The sequence below is a fragment of the Erwinia sp. JH02 genome (genome assembly GCF_013074405.1).
Taxonomy (GTDB): Bacteria; Pseudomonadota; Gammaproteobacteria; order Enterobacterales; family Enterobacteriaceae; genus Erwinia; species Erwinia rhapontici.
On record NZ_JABANZ010000003.1, the window covers coordinates 179,074 to 198,923 of the forward strand.

General features: G+C 57.3%; 18 protein-coding genes. 16 read left to right on the forward strand and 2 right to left on the reverse strand.

The genetic code is table 11. The annotated features are described in order from the left end of the window. Window positions 1–402 precede the first annotated feature (402 nt). From HHI26_RS09800 to maeB, 7 genes are all read left to right on the forward strand, one after another. The gene (locus HHI26_RS09800; protein WP_133845933.1) at window positions 403–1,743 is read left to right on the forward strand and encodes an MFS transporter; all 1,341 of its coding nucleotides are present in this window, start codon (window positions 403–405) and stop codon (window positions 1,741–1,743) included. Further along, entirely contained in the window at window positions 1,740–3,500 is a 1,761-nt protein-coding gene (locus HHI26_RS09805; RefSeq protein WP_133845934.1) for a dihydroxyacetone kinase family protein, read from the forward strand. Before HHI26_RS09800 ends, HHI26_RS09805 begins: the two co-directional genes overlap by 4 nt. Continuing rightward, window positions 3,497–4,282 (forward strand): triose-phosphate isomerase family protein, encoded by a 786-nt coding sequence (locus HHI26_RS09810; protein WP_272952588.1) that lies wholly within the window; start codon window positions 3,497–3,499, stop codon window positions 4,280–4,282. Before HHI26_RS09805 ends, HHI26_RS09810 begins: the two co-directional genes overlap by 4 nt. Continuing rightward, complete coding sequence (locus HHI26_RS09815; RefSeq protein ID WP_171148991.1) at window positions 4,283–5,095, forward strand: sugar phosphate isomerase/epimerase family protein; 813 nt, start codon at window positions 4,283–4,285, stop codon at window positions 5,093–5,095. Then, window positions 5,092–5,949 (forward strand): phosphogluconate dehydrogenase C-terminal domain-containing protein, encoded by an 858-nt coding sequence (locus HHI26_RS09820; RefSeq protein WP_159336151.1) that lies wholly within the window; start codon window positions 5,092–5,094, stop codon window positions 5,947–5,949. The genes HHI26_RS09815 and HHI26_RS09820 overlap by 4 nt, the downstream gene beginning before the upstream one ends. A 101-nt stretch (window positions 5,950–6,050) precedes the next feature. Further along, window positions 6,051–7,013, forward strand: a complete 963-nt coding sequence (locus HHI26_RS09825; protein WP_133845937.1) for a sugar-binding transcriptional regulator — start codon at window positions 6,051–6,053, stop codon at window positions 7,011–7,013. A 218-nt stretch (window positions 7,014–7,231) separates the two neighbouring features. After that, a complete protein-coding gene (gene maeB / locus HHI26_RS09830; RefSeq protein WP_133845938.1) occupies window positions 7,232–9,511 on the forward strand; it encodes an NADP-dependent oxaloacetate-decarboxylating malate dehydrogenase in 2,280 nt (759 codons plus the stop codon). 731 nt (window positions 9,512–10,242) lie between these two features. Here the strand turns inward: maeB and hemF are convergent. Together hemF and amiA are read right to left on the reverse strand one after the other, a co-directional pair. Next, window positions 10,243–11,151, reverse strand: a complete 909-nt coding sequence (gene hemF / locus HHI26_RS09835) for an oxygen-dependent coproporphyrinogen oxidase (protein WP_133845939.1) — start codon at window positions 11,149–11,151, stop codon at window positions 10,243–10,245. A gap of 38 nt (window positions 11,152–11,189) precedes the next feature. Then, on the reverse strand, window positions 11,190–12,071 hold the full coding sequence (gene amiA, locus HHI26_RS09840; protein WP_171148992.1) for an N-acetylmuramoyl-L-alanine amidase AmiA: 882 nt from the start codon (window positions 12,069–12,071) through the stop codon (window positions 11,190–11,192). A 207-nt stretch (window positions 12,072–12,278) separates the two neighbouring features. Here amiA and HHI26_RS09845 point away from each other — a divergent pair, with 207 nt between their 5' ends. The 9 genes from HHI26_RS09845 (at window position 12,279) to cysM (ending at window position 19,849) form a co-directional block, all read left to right on the forward strand. Continuing rightward, a complete protein-coding gene (locus HHI26_RS09845; RefSeq protein ID WP_133845941.1) occupies window positions 12,279–12,704 on the forward strand; it encodes a GNAT family acetyltransferase in 426 nt (141 codons plus the stop codon). Between the two features lie 9 nt (window positions 12,705–12,713). Continuing rightward, a complete protein-coding gene (locus HHI26_RS09850; protein WP_171148993.1) occupies window positions 12,714–13,160 on the forward strand; it encodes a DUF2919 domain-containing protein in 447 nt (148 codons plus the stop codon). A 69-nt stretch (window positions 13,161–13,229) separates the two neighbouring features. Then, window positions 13,230–13,850, forward strand: coding sequence for an RpoE-regulated lipoprotein (locus HHI26_RS09855; protein WP_133845943.1), 621 nt, complete (start codon window positions 13,230–13,232; stop codon window positions 13,848–13,850). A 115-nt stretch (window positions 13,851–13,965) separates the two neighbouring features. Further along, entirely contained in the window at window positions 13,966–14,862 is an 897-nt protein-coding gene (locus HHI26_RS09860; protein ID WP_167864739.1) for a Dyp-type peroxidase, read from the forward strand. A 223-nt stretch (window positions 14,863–15,085) separates the two neighbouring features. Continuing rightward, window positions 15,086–16,099 carry a sulfate ABC transporter substrate-binding protein gene (locus HHI26_RS09865; RefSeq protein WP_133845945.1) on the forward strand — a complete coding sequence of 338 codons (1,014 nt, stop codon included), beginning with the start codon at window positions 15,086–15,088 and terminating at the stop codon, window positions 16,097–16,099. 3 nt (window positions 16,100–16,102) lie between these two features. Further along, window positions 16,103–16,936 carry a sulfate/thiosulfate ABC transporter permease CysT gene (gene cysT, locus HHI26_RS09870; protein WP_133845946.1) on the forward strand — a complete coding sequence of 278 codons (834 nt, stop codon included), beginning with the start codon at window positions 16,103–16,105 and terminating at the stop codon, window positions 16,934–16,936. Further along, window positions 16,936–17,811, forward strand: coding sequence for a sulfate/thiosulfate ABC transporter permease CysW (gene cysW / locus HHI26_RS09875; RefSeq protein WP_133845947.1), 876 nt, complete (start codon window positions 16,936–16,938; stop codon window positions 17,809–17,811). The genes cysT and cysW overlap by 1 nt, the downstream gene beginning before the upstream one ends. Beyond that, window positions 17,801–18,889 carry a sulfate/thiosulfate ABC transporter ATP-binding protein CysA gene (cysA, locus tag HHI26_RS09880; protein WP_133845948.1) on the forward strand — a complete coding sequence of 363 codons (1,089 nt, stop codon included), beginning with the start codon at window positions 17,801–17,803 and terminating at the stop codon, window positions 18,887–18,889. Before cysW ends, cysA begins: the two co-directional genes overlap by 11 nt. A gap of 81 nt (window positions 18,890–18,970) precedes the next feature. Then, on the forward strand, window positions 18,971–19,849 hold the full coding sequence (gene cysM, locus HHI26_RS09885) for a cysteine synthase CysM (protein ID WP_133845949.1): 879 nt from the start codon (window positions 18,971–18,973) through the stop codon (window positions 19,847–19,849). The last annotated feature ends 1 nt before the right edge of the window (window position 19,850 follow it).

A 19,850-nucleotide genomic window follows, 5' to 3' on the forward strand; every position in this document is an offset into this window, starting at 1 on the left:
AACAGGGCCGCCGGATCCCGGTGAATCATCAGGATCTCCGGCAACGATTCACTTTTACCCTAACGCATTTTTGTTCATATGTTCAATAGATGTTCTTTTGTTTTATTCAGTATGCCTCTTCTCTCTGCTGATTTTTTCCTTATGGCGCTTGGTTTTGCCTATTATTGCCGCTAAATGGCAAAATTAAAGGTTTTGAGATCCGTCACAGTTTTCGTTTTGCATGCTGGGAAATGAACATTAATCCATATAGTGTTCATTTGTTCACGCATTGATGCAATGCACAAGAAGACCCACTGAGGACTCAACCATGCGTCAAATTTGCCATCTGCCTACCCCTGATCTGGTGCGTCATTGCCAGAGTCATTTCACCAGTATTCTGTTCCAGTCTGTCGGAGGTGCCGTATGACTGCCCTTAATCCACAGGCGATTGAAAAATCCGCTATTCGAAAAGTCTCACTGCGGCTGGTGCCCTTTGTGGCACTGATGTTCTTCATCAACTTCCTTGACCGTACGGCGATCTCCTTTGCCGGACCGAACGGCATGACACAGGATCTCGGGCTGAGTGCGGTGCAGTTTGGCCTGGCGTCCGGCATCTTCTTTATTGGTTACATCCTGCTGGAAGTGCCAAGCAACCTGGCCTTACATCGCTACGGCGCACGCAAATGGCTGGCGCGCATTATGGTCAGCTGGGGCATCGTTTCGCTGCTGTTTACCTGGGTGAGCAGTATTGAAGGGTTGTATACCCTGCGACTGCTGCTGGGGATTGCCGAAGCGGGCTTCTTCCCGGGGGCGATCCTGTTCCTCAGCATGTGGGTTCCGGCTAAACACCGCAGTAAGGTGTTGTCCCTGTTTTACCTCGCACAGCCGCTGACGGTGGTGCTGGGTGCGCCGCTGGCTGCCGCACTGATTGAACAGCACGGTCTGTTTGGCCTCTCCGGCTGGCGGGTGATGTTCCTCGGTGTCTCCATTCCGGCGATTATTATCGGCATCGTGGCCTGGTTCTATCTGGTGGACTCCCCGCGTGATGCAAAATGGCTGAATAAAGAAGAGAAAGAGTGGCTGACTACGGCGCTGGAAAAAGAGCAGCGTGAAAAAGGCTCCACCGCGCATGCCAGCCTGCGTAGCGTGATGACCAACGGCCGCGTCTGGCTACTGTGCCTGATCTACTTCGGCTTTATCTACGGTCTGTATGCGCTGGCTTTCTTCCTGCCGACCATTATTTCTGGCTTCCAGCAGCAGTTCGGCACCTCGTTTAACGTCATCGAGAAGGGGCTGATTACCGGAGCGCCGTATCTGGTGGCGGCCATCGTGATGTTCTTCTGGTCACGCGATGCAACCCGTCGCGGCTGCAAAACCTGGCATATCGCACTACCTGCGTTGACCGGGGCTATCAGCGTACCGCTGGCGCTCTATATGGAATCTCCGCTGGCCACCATGCTGGTGATTGCGGTAACGGCCAGCTCGATTTTTGCCGCGCTGCCGAATTTCTGGACGCTGCCAACGCAGTTTCTGACCGGCGCGTCTGCGGCGGCAGCCATCGCGCTGATTAACACCCTCGGTAACGTTGCGGGCTTCTCGGCGGGCTACCTCACCGGAATGCTGCATGACGCCACCGGAGCCTACACCGTTCCCATGATGGTCGTGGGGGGCTTCATGCTGCTCTCTGCACTGCTGATGTTGTTACTTAACGCCAAACGTTCTGGATTTCAGTCTGCCCCCATTACACAGGAGCCATCCCAATGACCTATCTGTTTAATCAACCCTCTGCTTTCGCCAGTGAGCTGATTGAGGGTTTCGTCGCGGCCAATGCCGATAAAGTCCGTCAGGTTCCGGGGGGCGTGGTGCGCAGCACCCGCAGCCCTGCGGGATGTGTGGCGGTGGTGATTGGCGGCGGGTCTGGCCACTATCCGGCGTTTTCCGGCCTGGTCGGGCAGGGCATGGCGCACGGGGCGGCGATGGGTAACCTGTTTGCTTCCCCGTCAGCCCAGCAGATCTACAACGTGGCGCGTGCGGCGGACAATGGCGGGGGCGTTCTGCTGGCCTTTGGTAATTACGCCGGGGACGTGCTGCATTTTGGTCAGGCCAGCGAACGTCTGAAAGCCGAAGGCATTGATTGCGAACTGCTGGCAGTGACAGACGATATTTCCAGTGCGGCGCTGTCCGAGCGCGAAAAACGTCGTGGTGTGGCGGGCGATCTGGCGGTGTTTAAGGCCGCAGCCGCGGCGGCTGAGGCAGGATACTCGCTTGCCGAGGTCACGCGTCTGGCACGCCATGCGAATCATCGCACGCGCTCTCTGGGTGTGGCGTTCTCCGGTTGTACCCTGCCGGGGGCCACACAGCCACTGTTCAGCGTGGCGCACGGCACCATGGCGCTGGGAATGGGGATACACGGTGAGCCGGGCATCCGCGAATGCGATATACCCGCGGCAGATACGCTGGCAGAACTGTTTGTCAGCAGTCTGCTGAAGGAGTGCCCGGAAGAAATTACGCAGCGTAAAGGGCAGCGGGTAGCGGCGATCCTCAACGGTCTCGGCTCGGTAAAATATGAAGAGCTGTTTGTCGTTTATCGCCGCGTGGCACAACTGCTGGCGGCGGAAGGGTTGCAGGTGGTGGAGCCGGAAGTGGGTGAGTTTGTGACCAGCTTTAATATGGCCGGTGCCTCGCTGACGCTGATGTGGCTGGACGATGAACTGGAAACCTTGTGGCGTGCCCCGGCCAATGCTCCGGCCTTCCGTAAAGGCAGTGTGCTGATGGCGGAACCACTGGATGCTGCTGAGCAGATCCTCGCCGAGGTAGATGTGGTGCCCACTGCCAGCGCGGCCTCGCAGCAGGCGGCCACCTGTGTCCTGTCGGTGGTCACTGCGATAGCTGAAGTGATTGAAGAACATGCCACTGAGCTGGGGCGTATTGATGCGGTTGCCGGAGACGGTGACCACGGGATCGGTATGGAGCGCGGATCGCTGGGGGCGCTGGAAAAAGCCCGTGAGATGCAGCAGCGCCAGGCGGGTGCCGGAACGCTGCTGTGCCGCGCCGCCGATGCCTGGGCGGACAAAGCCGGAGGCACTTCAGGTGCGCTCTGGGGCGTGCTGCTGACGGCGATTGGCACGGCGCTGGGGGATGTTAAAACCCCGAATGCCCGGCGCGTTGCGTTGGGGGTGCAGCATGCCAAAGAGGGGATTATGCACTTCGGTAAAGCGAAGCCGGGCGATAAAACCATGGTCGATGTGCTGGTGCCTTTCAGCGAGTGCCTGAGTGCCCGCGTGGCCGCAGGTGACACGCTGATTGATGCCTGGGCGGCGGCAGCACAGCAGGCGACCAAAAGCGCCAAAGAGACGGCGCAGCTGTTGCCGAAAATGGGCCGCGCCCGTCCACTGGCTGAGAAGAGCCTGGGCACGCCAGATGCCGGGGCCGTTTCGCTGGCGCTGATCGTCAATAAAGTGCTGGTGCAGCTACAGGCCAGTGCCCCTGCGACACTCTCCCTTCAGGAGGTCAGTCAGTGAGCGCGCGCATCACACTGGGCGTCAGCCTGAAAATGTATTTCAGCTATCAACAAACCCTGACCTGGAGCCAGCAGGTGGCAGAGCTGGCTCGTCAGCATCCGGCGATCGTCAGCGGTGAGGTGGGGCTGTTCGTTCTGCCTGCGTTCCCCGCTATTCCGGCGGTGAAGCAGATTTTTGCTGATACGGCAGTCAGCGTGGGGGCACAGGATCTGGCCTGGGAGGACAGCGGGGCCTGGACCGGTGAGGTCAGTGGCCCGATGCTGGCTGAAATCGGCTGTCGCTATGTGGAGGTCGGCCATGCGGAACGTCGTCGCCATTTTGCCGAAGATGACCGTCAGGTGGCGGGGAAACTGGCGGCAGCGCTGCGTAACGGGTTAACCCCGGTACTGTGCCTGGGGGAAGAACAACGTCTGAGCAGTGAGCAGGCGATAGCGATCTGCCGTCATCAGTTAAGCGCGGCACTGAGTCAGGCGCGTCAGCAACAGCTGAGCGGTGATGTGGTGCTGGCCTGGGAACCGCAGTGGGCGATTGGTGCGCCTGCGCCTGCACCGGATGCCTTTATCGGTGAGGTGTGTACCGGGTTGCGCCAGCTTGATCTGGCGGGCGATATCAACATTCGCGTGATTTACGGTGGCAGCGCCGGGCCGGGGCTGTTGAGTCGTCTTGGCCATCAGGTCAGCGGGCTGTTTCTCGGGCGCTTCGCCCACAAACCCGATGCGCTGTCACAGATTATTGATGAAGCCGCCGCACTGGCCCACAGCGCTCAGCGGCAGGAGGCATAAATGGCGATTGGTCTGAGTACCTATGCCTTTTTCTGGCGTGCTTCGGCGCGTGTATCCGTTCCGATGACGCTGGCGCAGATGCTGGAAAAGACCGCCGATATGGGCGTGACGCTGTTTCAAATCTGTGATTATCCGCAGATCGAAAGCTGGAGCGATGCCGAGCTGGTCACACTGCGTCAGCAGGCCGATACGCTGGGCATCGAGCTGGAGCTGGGAACGCGCGGTCTGCAAACCGCCCACTTACAGCGTTATCTGCACCTGGCACAGGTGTTACAGGTGACGGTGATCCGTTCGATGTTTAACAGTGCCAGCCATCGTCCAACGCTGCCGGAAGCCGCCGCGCTGATTGAAAGCATTCTGCCCGCGTTTGAACGCCAGCAGGTTCGGCTGTGTCTGGAGACTTACGAGCAGGTCAACAGCGCGCAGATGATGTCGGTGATCGATCGTTTCCCTTCCGATTACCTGGGCGTGTGCCTGGACCCGGCAAACTGCGTCGCCGCTCTCGAACTCCCCCAGCAAGTGGTGGCAAACACCGCGCACCGGGTGCTCAATCTGCATATTAAAGATTTTGCTTTCAGCCGGCAGGAGGGCTGGGTCGGTTTTACGCTGACCGGCTGCCCGCTGGGCGAAGGGCTGCTTGATTACGATCTGCTGATAGACCAGGTGCGTCCGGCAGATCGTGGCATTAATCAGATCGTCGAACACTGGCTGCCGTGGCAGCAGGATGCCGAAAGCACCTGCCAGCGGGAAGCCGAGTGGACGCAACAGAGCGTTGATTTTTTACGTCACAAACAACTTCAGGAGTCAGTATGAGCACACAATTAACCACCATCACCGTGATTGGCGCGGGCGGCAAAATGGGCATGCGCATTTCGGCGAATTTGCAGCGCAGCGACTATCAGGTGTTTTACTGTGAGAGTGCGCCGAAGGCCCAGGAGCAGGTCACCGGGCAGGGGCGTGAGCTGTCCAGCACGGAATCCGTGGTGCCGCACAGTGATGTGGTGATCCTCGCGGTGCCGGATATTGTGCTGGGCAAAGTCTCTGAAGGTGTGGTGCCGTTGATGAAAAACGGTGCCACGCTGTTAACGCTGGACCCGGCAGCGGCTTATGCCAATCTGATTGCGCTGCGCGAGGGCATTCACTACGCCGTGGCCCATCCGTGCCATCCTTCCGTATTCCTTGACCGTTATACCAAAGAAGAACACGCCGATGCCTTCGGTGGCGTGGCTGCCATTCAGCATGTGGCGGCGTCGTTTGAAAGCGGCAGCGATGCGCAGAAGAGTGAACTGAGCAAGGTGATCAGCGTGATGTATGGCCCGGTTGAGCAGGTGCACTGGGTGACGGTTAAACAGCTGGCGTATCTTGAGCCCACGCTGGTGGAAACCGTAGCCTGTATGGTCGGTGCTTTTATGAAAGAGGCGCTGGATGAGACGGTTAAACACTCCGGCGTGCCGGAAGAGGCGGCAAAAGCAATGCTGTACGGCCATATTCAGATCGCGCTGGCAGTGGCATTCCGCGCCACTAACCCGTTCTCTGATGCCTGCATGATTGCGATGGAGTATGGCCGCGAGAAGATCGTTAAGCCCGACTGGAAACAGATTTTCGAGGAGAAAGAACTGGATATCGTGATTGCGCGCATGCTCAAAATTGACGCGATCCGTCGTTAATCCTCTGTCGGATAGCGTAAAATGGTATAAATTGTTGCCTGAGGCGCGGCACAGGCTGCCGCGCTCGCTACCGAAACCGACGAGAAGAGACGACTGCCCGGATGGAAAAAAACACGCTATCTCAGGACACTGAACTGCTGACGGAAATTGCCGTTGCATACTATCAGGACGAAATTACCCAGGAAGAGATTGCGCGTAAATTTGGTATCTCCCGCATTAAAGTGGGGCGCTTGTTAAAGCGAGCCAAAGAAGAGGGCATCGTTGAAATCAACGTGCGCTATCACCCGGTCTTCAGTACCCGGCTGGAGCAGCAGTTACTGGAACGTTTCCCATTACAACGTGCGCTGATTGCCCTCGATCATCATGACGAGGATGAGCAGCGCCGTCAGGTGGCGGCGCTGGTCGCGATGCACCTGTCACAGTCATTGAAAGATAATGCGGTGGTGGCGGTCGGGCAGGGGCGTAACGTGGCAGCGGTCGCTGACCATCCAGGCAGTGTCCCCACGCGTAACTGCCACTTTATTAGCGGTATTGGCGGGACGCACCGCCCCGGTGATGCCATCAATGCTGACCACATCAGTCGTCGTCTGGCGAAAAAGTTCGGCGGTATCAGTGAAACGCTCTATGCCCCGGCCTATGTTGAAGACCGTGCGCTGAAAGAGGCATTCATGCAGAACGGCACCATCAAAGAGACGCTGGATCGCGCGCGTAAAGCCGATGTAGCGCTGGTGGGGATCGGTGACATGAATGAAAACAGTTATATGGTCAAACTCGGCTGGTTTACCCCCCATGAGATTATCGATGCCAGCCTGAATCAGGGGGTGATTGGTGATGTGGCGGGTTATGATTTCTTTAACGCTCAGGGGCTGCATGTGGATACGGTGATGAATGACCGGGTTATCGGCCTGAGCATCGAAGAGCTGCGTAAAATCCCCTGTGTGATAGCTATCGCCTCGGAGAACACCAAAGCGATGGCGTTGCTGGGTGCGCTGCGCACCGGGGCGATTGATATTATTGCGACTACAGCACAGAACATTCGTACGCTGTTGAATATGACGAAGTAGTTTTCCACGGGTCAGGCATGCCTGACCCCTACGACCGGCTGGAATATTTGACCATTGCGGCGGGTTGGAATACCTGACTCCTGCGCCGGGCATCGTAGGGGCGAGGCATGCCTCGCCCGATCGTTGAATGCCAATTCTATGCACTCCCTCAAGTTTTTCTCCCGTCCGGCACTCCTATACTGAGCAGTTGTACCCCACCATAAAAAAGGATCCTGCTAATGGACGATCAGTTAAAACAGAGTGCGCTCGATTTTCACCAATTCCCGGTTCCCGGAAAAATTCAGGTTTCCCCGACCAAGCCCCTTGCCACACAGCGCGATCTGGCGCTGGCCTACTCGCCTGGTGTGGCCGCGCCATGCCTGGCGATCGCCGCCGATCCTGAAGCGGCAGACAAGTACACCGCCCGCGCTAACCTGGTGGCGGTGATCTCTAACGGTACGGCGGTGCTGGGCTTAGGGAATATCGGCGCGCTGGCCAGTAAACCGGTAATGGAAGGGAAAGGCGTACTGTTCAAGAAATTTGCCGGTATCGATGTCTTCGATATCGAAGTGGATGAGCTGGACCCGGACAGACTGATTGATGTGATCGCCGCGCTGGAACCCACCTTTGGTGGCATCAACCTTGAAGACATTAAAGCACCCGAGTGCTTCTACATTGAAAAGAAACTGCGCGAGCGTATGAACATCCCGGTGTTCCACGACGATCAGCACGGGACGGCGATCATCTGTACGGCAGCGGTGCTGAACGGCCTGCGGGTAGTGAAAAAGAACATCTCGGACGTGCGGCTGGTGGTCTCCGGGGCGGGGGCATCTGCCATTGCCTGCCTTAACCTGCTGGTGGCACTGGGGATGCAGAAACACAATATTGTGGTCTGCGACTCGAAAGGGGTGATCTACCAGGGGCGCGAAACCCCGATGGCGGAAACCAAAGCGGCTTATGCCGTGGCCGATAACGGCAAACGAACGCTGTCTGAGGTGATCGAAGGCGCAGATATCTTCCTTGGCTGCTCGGGTCCGAAAGTGATGACCCAGGAAATGGTCAAAGGGATGGCGCGTGACCCGCTGATCCTTGCGCTGGCCAACCCGGAGCCGGAAATCCTGCCACCGCTGGCGAAAGCCGTGCGCCCGGACGCTATCATCTGTACGGGCCGCTCGGACTTCCCTAACCAGGTGAACAACGTGCTGTGCTTCCCGTTTATCTTCCGCGGTGCGCTGGATGTGGGGGCAACGGCGATCAACGAAGAGATGAAGCTGGCGGCGGTGCATGCCATTGCCGAACTGGCGCTGGCAGAGCAGAGCGATGTGGTGGCCTCCGCTTACGGCGATCAGGAGCTGTCGTTTGGCCCGGAGTATCTGATCCCGAAACCCTTCGACCCGCGCCTGATTGTGCAGATCGCCCCGGCGGTGGCAAAAGCGGCGATGGATTCCGGTGTGGCGCGGCGGCCTATTGCTGACTTTGACGCCTACCGCGAAAAGCTGATGGAGTTTGTCTACAAAACCAATCTGTTTATGAAACCGGTGTTCTCGCAGGCGCGTAAAGATCCGAAACGCGTGGTGCTGGCCGAAGGGGAAGAGGCGCGTGTGCTGCATGCCACCCAGGAGCTGGTGACGCTGGGGCTAGCGAAGCCGATCCTGATTGGCCGCCCGAGTGTGATTGAGATGCGTCTGCAAAAGCTGGGACTGAAAATCGAAGCGGGCAAAGATTTCGACGTGGTGAACAACGAATCCGATCCGCGTTTTAAGGAGTACTGGAACGAGTATTACCAGATCATGAAGCGCCGTGGCGTGTCGCCGCAGCAGGCGCAACGTGATGTGATCGGCAATCCGACGTTGATCGGTGCCATTATGGTTCACCGTGGGGAAGCCGATGCGCTGATCTGCGGCACCGTGGGGGATTACCGGCAGCATTACGACATCGTCGAGAAGCTGTTTGGCTTCCGTCCGGACGTGAAAGTGGCCGGGGCGATGAACGCGCTGGAGCTGCCGAGCGGTAACACCTTTATTGCCGATACTTACGTTAATGAAGACCCGACGCCGGAACAGCTGGCTGAGCTGACGCTGATGGCGGCGGAAACGGTGCGTCGCTTTGGTATCGAACCGAAGGTGGCGCTGCTTTCACACTCCAGCTTTGGGGCCTCGGATGCACCTGCCGCGCGTAAGATGCGTGACACGCTGGCGCTGGTAAAAGCCCGTGCGCCTGAGCTGGAAATTGATGGCGAAATGCACGGCGATGCGGCACTGGTAGAGAGCATTCGTCAGGATCTGATGCCGGACAGCCCGCTAAAAGGCTCGGCGAATATTCTGATTATGCCTAACGTCGAAGCGGCGCGTATCAGCTATAACCTGCTGCGTGTTTCCTGCTCTGACGGTGTAACGGTGGGGCCGGTGCTGATGGGGATGGCGAAACCGGTCCATGTGTTGACGCCGATTTCATCAGTGCGGCGCATTGTGAATATGGTGGCACTGGCGGTGGTGGAGGCGCAGACCGCGCCGCTATAAGGCGCAGGCCTGCCTGGGGGCCAGGTCAACGTCTCAAGGTCAAGGCCAGGTCAAGGGCGTTTCGCTTTCCCGCTGCGCGGGCTGAGCGACCCAGGGCGGCCAGTCGCCACCACCCTGGGGACCCGGGCTTGCGGCAGGCGCATCGCCCGCTAAAGCGGGTTCCCTCAGTCGGTCGGCTTTCCCGCCGGACCGGGCGTGACGGGACATCCCTGTCCCGGCACACCCTCTCGCCGACGTCCTGTCGGCTCGTCCTGGAAATCCGCTCTCCTTCGGCGAGGCTTAATTGCCGCTCAAAAGGTCAAAAACCACTTCAAAAGAACAATCAAAGACAGGTCAGACAGACCAGATACAAAAAGTCTTTCTGGGCTTTTGGTCATTTTGGTTTTTTAATATTTGGGGTTTGACCTGGGTTTTGATGTTAAGGCGGCAATTAAGCTGCGCTGAGTAAGTGATGTGAACCAGGATGAACCGCCAGGACGGCGGTGAAAGCTCGGGCCGGCACAGGGAAGTGCCGTCACGAGTGGTCCGTCGGTGAGCAACGCTTGCGAAGGTACCCGCTGAAAGCGGGCGCGGCGCCTGCCGCAAGCCCGGGGTCAAGGGGCGGCGGCGACTGGCCGCCCCTTGTCGCTTCGCCCGCGCAGCGGGAAAGCGAAACGCCCTTGACCTTAAGACGTTGACGTTGACCTTGGCCTTAAGACGTTGACCTTACCCCTGCAACAGCATGAAAAAAATCAAATCCACGCCTTAACCGGCAGAAAATCACTGTACAACGCCGCCTCCGGGCTGCCTGCTTCCGGTTGATAATCATATTCCCAGCGCACCAGCGGCGGCATCGACATCAGAATCGATTCCGTGCGCCCGCCGGTTTGCAGGCCAAACAGCGTGCCGCGATCCCATACCAGATTAAACTCCACGTAGCGCCCACGGCGGTAGAGTTGGAAATCGCGCTCGCGCTCGCCCCACGGCAGCGTTTTACGGCGTTCAACAATCGGCAAATAGGCATCGGTAAAGCCGTTACCCACCGCCTGCATAAAGCGGAAGCTCTGATCGAAATCCGGGGTGTTCAGATCGTCAAAGAACAGCCCGCCAATGCCACGCTGCTCGTTACGGTGCTTCAGGTGGAAGTAGTCATCGCACCACTTTTTATAGCGCGGGTAGACCTCATCACCAAACGGCTGACACAGGTCGGCAGCGGTCTGATGCCAGTGCACGGCATCGTCCTCGAAGCCGTAGAACGGCGTCATATCGAAGCCACCGCCAAACCACCAGACCGGATCGGCACCCGGTTTTTCGGCGATAAAGAAACGCACGTTGGCATGACTGGTCGGCACATAGGGATTCTCCGGGTGGATCACCAGTGACACGCCCAGCGCTTCAAAGCTGCGTCCGGCCAGCTCGGGACGGTGCGCGGTGGCAGAGGCGGGCATCGCATCACCGTGGACATGGGAGAAGTTGACGCCCGCCTGTTCGAACACCCGGCCCTGACGCAGAACGCGGCTGCGCCCGCCACCGCCTCCGGGACGCTGCCAGCTGTCTTCGGCAAACCGGGCTTCGCCATCTGCCTGTGCCAGCTTGCGACAAATTTCATCCTGAAGGTTGAGCAAAAACTGTTTTACCTGGGCAATATCCGGAGTGTTCATAACAAATCCTGTGCAAAAAAAGACGCGTGGATTATACGTCAGCCTGTGCGCCTGGTCGCCTCATACTCGTCAAAAAAGCTGACGATGCCGTTAGCGATGGCCCCGGCAATTTTCTGACGAAATGCGGTGGTGCCCAGTAATTTCTCCTCGTCAGGGTTGGTGATAAAGGAGGTTTCGACCAGCACGGATGGAATAGACGGCGACTTGAGCACGGCAAACGCCGCCTGCTCGGTATGCTGGCTGTGCAGGTGATGGACCGGGCGTATTTGCCCGAGGACATGTTTGCCGAGGATCAGGCTGTTCTTGATGGTATCCGTCTGCACCAGATCAAACAGCACCTGCTGGAGGTAGTGATCTTTATCCGCTGCTTTCACGCCGCCGACGTCATCAGCCGCATTCTCTCGCTGAGAAAGATAGCGTGCCATGGTGCTGCTGGCACCGCGATTCGACAGGGCGAAGACCGACGCGCCATTTGCGGATGGGCTGGTGAAACCGTCGGCGTGGACGGACATAAACAGATCGGCACCGTGCTGATGGGCGATTTCAACCCGCTCACCGAGGGGAATAAAGTGGTCGCTTTCGCGCGTCAGGCGCACTTCGATATGAGGATGTTCACTCAGCAGATGGCGGATATGCTGGGCAATCTCCAGTACCACATGCTTCTCTTCAGAACCTTCATGCCCCACCGCACCAGAATCGATGCCGCCGTGGCCCGGATCAATCATCACAATGCGTTTGCTGTTGGCCGGGCGTGCAGGGGGCGGTGAGCTGACCACGTTGTGCGGGCGTGGACTGACGCGCAGAGTAGCCTCTTCCTGTGCAGCACGAACGGTGCGGCGGGCCAGCAGAGCCAATGCCAGGCCGGAGAGCAGCAACTGGCGGCGGGTGGTGAGCGGCGTCAACAGGTTTATCTTTTTCATGGTACATCCTGGGGCAAAAAGTGCTTATTGTTATATCGTAACAATGAGGTCGCGGCGAGAAGGGAACTATTTCAGGCTTTTGCTATGTATTTCAAACACTGAGTTCGCCGGTGGGGCTTTTTTTTACTTGTGTCGGACCAACACACTTGCACCTACAGAAGAATACGTGATAATCAGCAAATTATGCTTAACCACAGGCCAAATCTCATGGAAATCCGCGCATTCCGGCAAGATGATTTTGAAGAAGTAATTACCCTCTGGGAGCGTTGCGATCTGTTACGTCCCTGGAATGATCCTGAGATGGATATTGAGCGTAAGCTGAACCACGACCCGGATCTGTTTATGGTCGCGGTGGTGGGCGGTGAAATTGTCGGCACGCTAATGGGCGGCTACGACGGGCATCGCGGCTCTGCTTATTATCTTGGCGTTCATCCTGATTATCAGGGACGCGGCTTTGCCAACGCGCTGATTAATCGCCTGGAGAAAAAGCTGATTGCCCGTGGCTGCCCGAAAATCCATGTGATGGTCCGTGAAGAGAACGATGCCGTGACCGGGTTTTATGAAAAGCTGGATTACGAAACGGTGGACAGCCTGCTGTTGGGCAAACGTCTGATTGAAGATCGCGAGTATTGATTCACTACTTTGAAATATTCCCCCGACGATTACGACACCAAAGGCCAGCTCCATCTGCCCCTCTCTTTCTGGGCGATTTTATTGTTGCAGGCACGCACATGGGTGCTGTTTGTGGCGGCCGGTGCGTCACGCCAGCAGGGCGAGAGCCTGCTTGAGCTGTTTTATCCGGATAACCACGTCTTCTGGCTGGGGCTGGCATCAGGTGTTCCTGCCGCCCTCGGGCTGCTGCTGACCGGTTATCGCCAGCGTCTGCCGCGCCTGTGGCAGGCATGGCGTTGGGTGCTGGTGCTGACGCTGGTTTTAACGCTCGCTGTTCAGCTGGTGGCGCTGTGGCAGAACGATGAAGCCGCATCCTCTCTGGTGCTGATGGTCACGCTGCTGGATGGCCTCGCCATTCTGGCACTGCTGGGATATCGGCGGTTACGTGACTGCTTTGATCCGGCTGAAAATCACTGAGTTAAACTTTTAGGTCAATTCACACTCCAAGCAGTACGGAAGCCCCTGACAATGAATACTGGAGTTGCAATGAAAACTTTTCGCCCGGCGATACTGCTGGCTGCCCTGATACTGGCGGGCTGTGCAGGCTCATCTTCTCAGCCCGATAGCGCGTCTTCGTCCACCTGGTGGAATCCCGTCTCCTGGTCGTGGTCCAGCCTGTCACCGATGCACTGGTTCGGTTCATCGTTAATGGTGACCGAACAGGGGCTGGGTGAGGTGAACAGCAGCACGCTGATGCAGCGTGAGGTGCTGAATGATGCCCTGAACGGCAACTATCACCTGCGCCAGGGGATGCGTACTACCGATGGGAATATCGTCCACTTCTGGCAGGGCGTCGACAGCGATAAGCAGGTGAAAGTGGAGCTGGTCGGTGATACCACGGTCAACCGCATCGATATCATGGACCACGACGTGACAACCGAAAGCGGTGTGAAGTTTGGCACGGCATTTAGCGATCTCTACAGCAAAGCCTATGGTGCCTGCCAGAAAGCCAGCGGCGCGGACAGTGCCAGCGTCGAGTGTAAAGCCCCTGGCAGCCAGCATATCAGCTATGTTTTCAGCGGCGACTGGCATGGCCCGGAAGGCCTGATGCCTTCTGACGATACGCTGAAAAACTGGACCTTAAGCAAAATTATCTGGCGCCGCTAATGCGGTTAGCATAAAGACCCCATAAATATTGCGTTTGAACACTCTCCTGGCATGCACTTGGGTTATCATATTCTGAAAAACTGACCAGAATTAACCTGAGAGCCAGGAGAGCAACATGTCCCATTTTCAGAGCGGCATCTTATTAGAGCATCGCCGTTTTGCTATTTATCTTGAAGCCATGGTGGAAGGCGATGTTGACGCTGTTCGCCGTGGCAGCCAGCAATTTCTTCAGCAGCTATCCCAGTTGCAACAACGCTATCCCGATGCCGGGCTGGGGGCAGTCATCGCCTTTGGCAACGGTCTGTGGAGCGACCTCTGCGCGGGTAACAGCAGCGCCGAACTCAAAGACTTCCAGCCGCTGGGGAAAGGTATGGCACCGGCCACCCAGCGCGATATGTTGATCCATATTCAGTCCCTGCGTCACGATGTGAATTTCAGTCTGGCACAAGCCGCACTGGCAGCATTTGGCAGTGCTATTCGCATCGCCGAAGAAACACACGGGTTCCGCTGGACGGAAGATCGCGATCTCAGCGGGTTTGTCGACGGTACCGAAAACCCACAGGGTGAACAGCGCGAAGCGGTAGCGATTATTCACCAGGGGGACAATGCGGGCGGGAGCTACGTCTTCAGCCAGCGCTGGCAGCATAATTTGCCGATGTTTAATCGCCTGGCGGTGAATAAGCAGGAGCAGATTATGGGTCGCACCAAAGAGAGTAACGAAGAGCTGGAGGGCGATGCGCGCCCGGCCACGTCTCATGTGGCGCGTGTGGACCTGAAAGAAAACGGCAAAGGACTGAAAATCTTACGTCAAAGCCTGCCTTACGGCACGGCCAGCGGGACCCATGGCCTGTTCTTCCTGGCCTACTGCGCTACGCTGTATAACATTGAGCAGCAGCTGTTAAGCATGTTTGGTGAAACCGATGGCAAGTTCGATGCGATGCTACGTTTCACCAAACCGGTCAGTGGCAGCTATTTCTATGCGCCGTCTCTTGAGCAGTTGGCAGCATTGTAGGGTCCAGGCATGCCAGGACAGGGCGGGTCATGACCCGCCCCTACGTTTATCCACCAAAGTCGTTTTCATTCCCACTCGCTGCATAATCAATTCCACACGCTTATAGCGTTTTCTGCTTGCAAAGCACTAAACGGTATATAAAACCGTTACAGCTTTTACCCTGGTTATAAATAAACTGAACGCACTTCAGGTCAGTCGACCGGTGAATCTCACAGGGTGCATAATGACGTTACCAACGGTAAAAAAATACGTAACAGCCTCCGCGCTGGCGTTATTGCTGAGTACGGGCGCACAGGCAACCGAGCTGCTCAACAGCTCTTATGATGTCTCGCGTGAGCTGTTCAGCGCCCTGAACGCACCGTTTGAAAAACAGTGGGCGCAGCAGCATCCTGGCGACACGCTGACCATCAAACAATCTCATGCGGGTTCCTCCAAGCAGGCGCTGGCGATTTTGCAGGGCCTGAAAGCCGATGTGGTGACCTACAATCAGGTCACCGATGTGCAGATCCTGCACGACAAAGGCAAACTGATCCCCGCCGACTGGCAGCAGCGTTTACCGAATGCCAGCTCGCCGTTCTATTCCACCATGGCGTTTCTGGTCCGCAAGGGTAACCCGAAGCATATCCGCGACTGGAACGACCTGGTGCGTAACGATGTAAAACTGATTTTCCCGAATCCCAAAACCTCCGGCAACGCCCGCTATACCTATCTGGCTGCATGGGGTGCTTTTGATCGTACCGACGGTAAAGATAAAGCGAAGACGGAAGCGTTAATGACGCAGTTCCTGAAAAACGTCGAAGTGTTTGATACCGGCGGGCGTGGTGCCACCACTACCTTTGTGGAGCGCGGTCTGGGCGATGTGCTGATAAGTTTCGAATCGGAGGTGAACACCATCCGCAATCAGTACGCCAAAGATGGCTATGAAGTCATCGTGCCGAAAACCAATATTCTGGCTGAGTTCCCGGTCGCGTGGGTTGATAAAAATGTCGAACATAACCACACAGAAGCGGCAGCCAAAGCCTATCTAAACTATCTGTATACCCCGGCTGCCCAGCAAATTATCACGCAGTTTTATTATCGTGTGAATAATCCCCAGTTGATGGCGCAACAAAAAGATCGTTTCCCACAGACGGATTTATTCCGCGTGGCCGATGATTTTGGCAGCTGGGATCAGGTGATGAAAACCCATTTCGTCAGTGGTGGCGAACTGGATAAGTTGTTAGCGGCGGGGCGGTAGTCAATGTTTTCAGCAAGCAGTAAACGCGTTCTGCCTGGGTTTGGTATCAGCCTGGGCAGTAGCCTTTTTTTCACCTGTCTGATTCTGCTGCTGCCGATCAGTGCGCTGCTGATGCAGTTGTCGCAGATGACGCTGGCGCAGTATTGGGAGGTGATTACCAACCCGCAGGTTATGGCAGCCTATGAAGTGACGCTGCTGGCCGCCGGGGTTGCCTCTATTTTTAACGCGGTCTTTGGCATGCTGATGGCGTGGATCCTGACCCGTTACCGTTTTCCCGGGCGTGCGCTGCTGGATGGCCTGATGGACCTGCCGTTTGCCCTACCGACGGCGGTCGCGGGGCTGACGCTGGCCGGGCTGTTCTCCGTCAATGGCTGGTACGGCGAGTGGCTGGCGCAGTTTGGTATCAAAGTGTCTTATACCTGGCTCGGCATCGCCGTGGCGATGGCTTTTACCAGCATCCCGTTTGTGGTGCGTACCGTTCAGCCTGTTCTGGAAGAGCTGGGGCCGGAATATGAAGAGGCGGCGGAAACACTCGGCGCGACGCCGTGGCAAAGTTTTCGCCGTGTGGTGCTGCCGGAAGTGGGCCCGGCGCTGCTGGCCGGTACGGCACTGTCATTCACCCGCAGCCTGGGCGAATTTGGCGCGGTGATTTTTATCGCCGGGAACATTGCGTGGAAAACCGAAGTGACCTCGCTGATGATCTTTGTGCGCTTGCAGGAGTTTGACTATCCGGCCGCCAGCGCCATCGCCTCGGTGATTCTGGCCGCTTCTCTCCTGTTACTGTTTGCGATTAACACCTTACAGAGCCGCTTTGGCCGTCGTATTGGAGGTCACTAATGGCTGACGTTACCGATTTTAAGGGCGTGGGACGCGCACGTATTCAGTGGGGGAAATGGGTTCTGATTGGCCTCGGCATGCTGATCTCGCTGATGCTGTTGGTGATCCCGCTGGTGGCGATTTTTACCGCCGCGTTGTCAGAGGGCCTGATGGCCTCTCTGGACAACCTTAGTGATTCCGACATGCTGCACTCCATCTGGCTGACGGTGCTGATTGCGCTGATTACCGTCCCGGTGAATCTGGTGTTTGGCACGCTGCTGGCCTGGCTGGTAACGCGCTTTACCTTCCCGGGCCGCCAGCTGTTGCTGACATTGTTTGATATTCCGTTTGCCGTATCACCGGTGGTGGCGGGGCTGATGTACCTGCTGTTCTGGGGCGTCAATGGTTCGGCGGGCGGCTGGCTGGATGCGCATAATATCCAGCTGATGTTCTCCTGGCAGGGGATGGCGATGGTGACCATTTTCGTTACCTGTCCGTTTGTGGTGCGTGAGCTGGTGCCGGTGATGTTGAGCCAGGGCAGTCATGAAGATGAAGCCGCGGTATTACTGGGTGCATCGGGCTGGAAGATGTTCTGGCGCGTGACCTTACCGAATATTCGCTGGGCGCTGCTGTACGGCGTGGTGCTGACCAACGCCCGCGCCATCGGTGAGTTTGGTGCTGTGTCTGTGGTCTCCGGCTCGATTCGCGGCGAGACCTATACGCTGCCATTACAGGTTGAATTACTGCATCAGGATTACAACACCGTCGGGGCCTTTACCGCCGCCGCGCTGCTGACCCTGATGGCGATAGTAACGTTGTTTTTAAAAAGCGCGGTGCAGTGGCGGTTAGAAAGCCAGAGCAAGCGTCTGGAACTGGAGGGGAAGCATGAGCATTGAAATCGGTAGCATTAATAAATACTTCGGCAAGACGAAAGTCCTGAACGATATTTCACTGGATATCCCTTCCGGTCAAATGGTGGCATTGCTGGGTCCTTCTGGCTCCGGGAAAACCACGCTGCTGCGTATTATCGCCGGGCTGGAAAACCAGAACAGCGGGCGCCTGAGCTTCCACGGTAAAGACGTCAGCCGGGTCCATGCCCGCGACCGTCAGGTGGGCTTTGTGTTCCAGCACTATGCACTGTTCCGTCATATGACCGTGTTCGAGAATATCGCGTTTGGCCTGACGGTACTGCCGCGTCGTGAGCGCCCCTCTGCTGCTGAAATTAAGCAGAAAGTCACTCGCTTACTGGAGATGGTTCAGCTTGGGCATCTTGCTGGCCGTTTCCCGGCACAGCTTTCCGGCGGCCAGAAGCAGCGTGTCGCCCTGGCGCGTGCGCTGGCAGTGGAACCTCAAATCCTGCTGTTGGATGAACCTTTCGGTGCGCTGGACGCTCAGGTGCGTAAAGAACTGCGCCGCTGGCTGCGTCAGCTGCATGAAGAGCTGAAATTCACTAGCGTGTTCGTGACTCACGATCAGGAAGAAGCCATGGAAGTGGCCGATCGCGTGGTGGTGATGAGCCAGGGTAACATTGAGCAGGTTGGCACACCGGATGATGTCTGGCGTGATCCGGCCACCCGCTTTGTGCTGGAGTTCCTCGGCGAAGTAAACCGCTTCGATGGCGCGGTGCAGGGGTCTCAGTTCCATGTTGGCGCACATCACTGGCCGCTGGGCTACGCGCCTGCGCACCAGGGGCCGGTAGAACTGTTCCTGCGCCCGTGGGAAATCGACGTCAGCCGTCAGAGCAGCCTGGAAACACCGTTGCCGGCCCAGGTACTGGAAGTTAGCCCGCGCGGACACTTCTGGCAGCTGGTCGTGGTGCCTGCTGACTGGAGCGGTGAACCGATTACCGTGGTGATGGACGGTGACCAGGTGGCTCCTGTTCGCGGTGAACGTCTGTTCGTTGGCTTGCAACACGCACGTCTGTACCACGGTGACACCGCGTTACGGCCTGTTGCCTTTGCACAAAGCGCCTGATATTTTTCTCTGATGTCATTTTAAAGTACAGAGGGTCGGTTTTTCCGGCCCTTTGCCATTTCATGCGGGAACTCACAGACCTTGACCACACTCGAAAATACCATCGGTAATACGCCGCTGATTCAACTGCAGCGCCTGACGCCCATGAACGGCAGTGAAATCTGGCTCAAGCTGGAGGGGAATAATCCCGCCGGTTCGGTAAAAGATCGCGCCGCATTCTCGATGATTCACCACGCGGAGCTGCGCGGTGAAATTCACCCCGGTGATGTGCTGATTGAAGCCACCAGTGGCAATACCGGGATTGCGCTGGCGATGATCGCCGCGATGAAAGGTTACCGTTTAAAACTGCTGATGCCGGACAATATGAGCGTTGAACGCCAGGCGGCAATGCGTGCTTACGGGGCGGAATTAATTCTGGTGAGCCGCGAACAGGGGATGGAAGGCGCGCGTGATCTGGCGGATGCCATGGCGGCACGCGGTGAAGGCAAGGTGCTGGACCAGTTTAACAATCCGGATAACCCCCTCGGGCATTATCTCACCACCGGGCCGGAGATCTGGCAGCAGACGGCGGGGCGCTTAACTCACTTTGTGTCCAGCATGGGCACCACCGGCACCATTACCGGCGTGGGGCGTTATCTGAAAGAGCAGAGCCAGAGCGTACAGATCGTCGGCCTGCAACCTTCGGAAGGCAGCAGCATTCCGGGCATTCGCCGCTGGCCTGCCGCGTATCTGCCGGGAATTTTCCGTCCGGAGCTGGTGGATCAGGTTCTGGATATGTCGCAGCAGGAAGCCGAAGAGACGATGCGCCTGCTGGCAAAGCGTGAAGGGATATTCTGTGGTGTCAGTTCCGGCGGAGCCGTTGCCGGTGCAATACGTCTTGCCCACGTCCATCCTGGTAGCGTGATTGTGGCGATCGTCTGCGATCGCGGCGATCGCTATCTCTCCACCGGCGTTTACTGAC

What these genes read in the sequence shown, in the direction of transcription:
- HHI26_RS09865 (WP_133845945.1), top strand. Translation starts at nt 15,086, where the DNA reads ATGACGTTACCAACGGTAAAAAAATACGTAACAGCCTCCGCGCTGGCG.
- HHI26_RS09800 (WP_133845933.1), top strand. Translation starts at nt 403, where the DNA reads ATGACTGCCCTTAATCCACAGGCGATTGAAAAATCCGCTATTCGAAAA.
- HHI26_RS09860 (WP_167864739.1), top strand. Translation starts at nt 13,966, where the DNA reads ATGTCCCATTTTCAGAGCGGCATCTTATTAGAGCATCGCCGTTTTGCT.
- amiA (WP_171148992.1), bottom strand. Translation starts at nt 12,071, where the DNA reads ATGAAAAAGATAAACCTGTTGACGCCGCTCACCACCCGCCGCCAGTTG.
- cysA (WP_133845948.1), top strand. Translation starts at nt 17,801, where the DNA reads ATGAGCATTGAAATCGGTAGCATTAATAAATACTTCGGCAAGACGAAA.
- maeB (WP_133845938.1), top strand. Translation starts at nt 7,232, where the DNA reads ATGGACGATCAGTTAAAACAGAGTGCGCTCGATTTTCACCAATTCCCG.
- hemF (WP_133845939.1), bottom strand. Translation starts at nt 11,151, where the DNA reads ATGAACACTCCGGATATTGCCCAGGTAAAACAGTTTTTGCTCAACCTT.
- HHI26_RS09820 (WP_159336151.1), top strand. Translation starts at nt 5,092, where the DNA reads ATGAGCACACAATTAACCACCATCACCGTGATTGGCGCGGGCGGCAAA.
- HHI26_RS09845 (WP_133845941.1), top strand. Translation starts at nt 12,279, where the DNA reads ATGGAAATCCGCGCATTCCGGCAAGATGATTTTGAAGAAGTAATTACC.
- HHI26_RS09805 (WP_133845934.1), top strand. Translation starts at nt 1,740, where the DNA reads ATGACCTATCTGTTTAATCAACCCTCTGCTTTCGCCAGTGAGCTGATT.
- HHI26_RS09825 (WP_133845937.1), top strand. Translation starts at nt 6,051, where the DNA reads ATGGAAAAAAACACGCTATCTCAGGACACTGAACTGCTGACGGAAATT.
- HHI26_RS09815 (WP_171148991.1), top strand. Translation starts at nt 4,283, where the DNA reads ATGGCGATTGGTCTGAGTACCTATGCCTTTTTCTGGCGTGCTTCGGCG.
- cysT (WP_133845946.1), top strand. Translation starts at nt 16,103, where the DNA reads ATGTTTTCAGCAAGCAGTAAACGCGTTCTGCCTGGGTTTGGTATCAGC.
- cysW (WP_133845947.1), top strand. Translation starts at nt 16,936, where the DNA reads ATGGCTGACGTTACCGATTTTAAGGGCGTGGGACGCGCACGTATTCAG.
- HHI26_RS09855 (WP_133845943.1), top strand. Translation starts at nt 13,230, where the DNA reads ATGAAAACTTTTCGCCCGGCGATACTGCTGGCTGCCCTGATACTGGCG.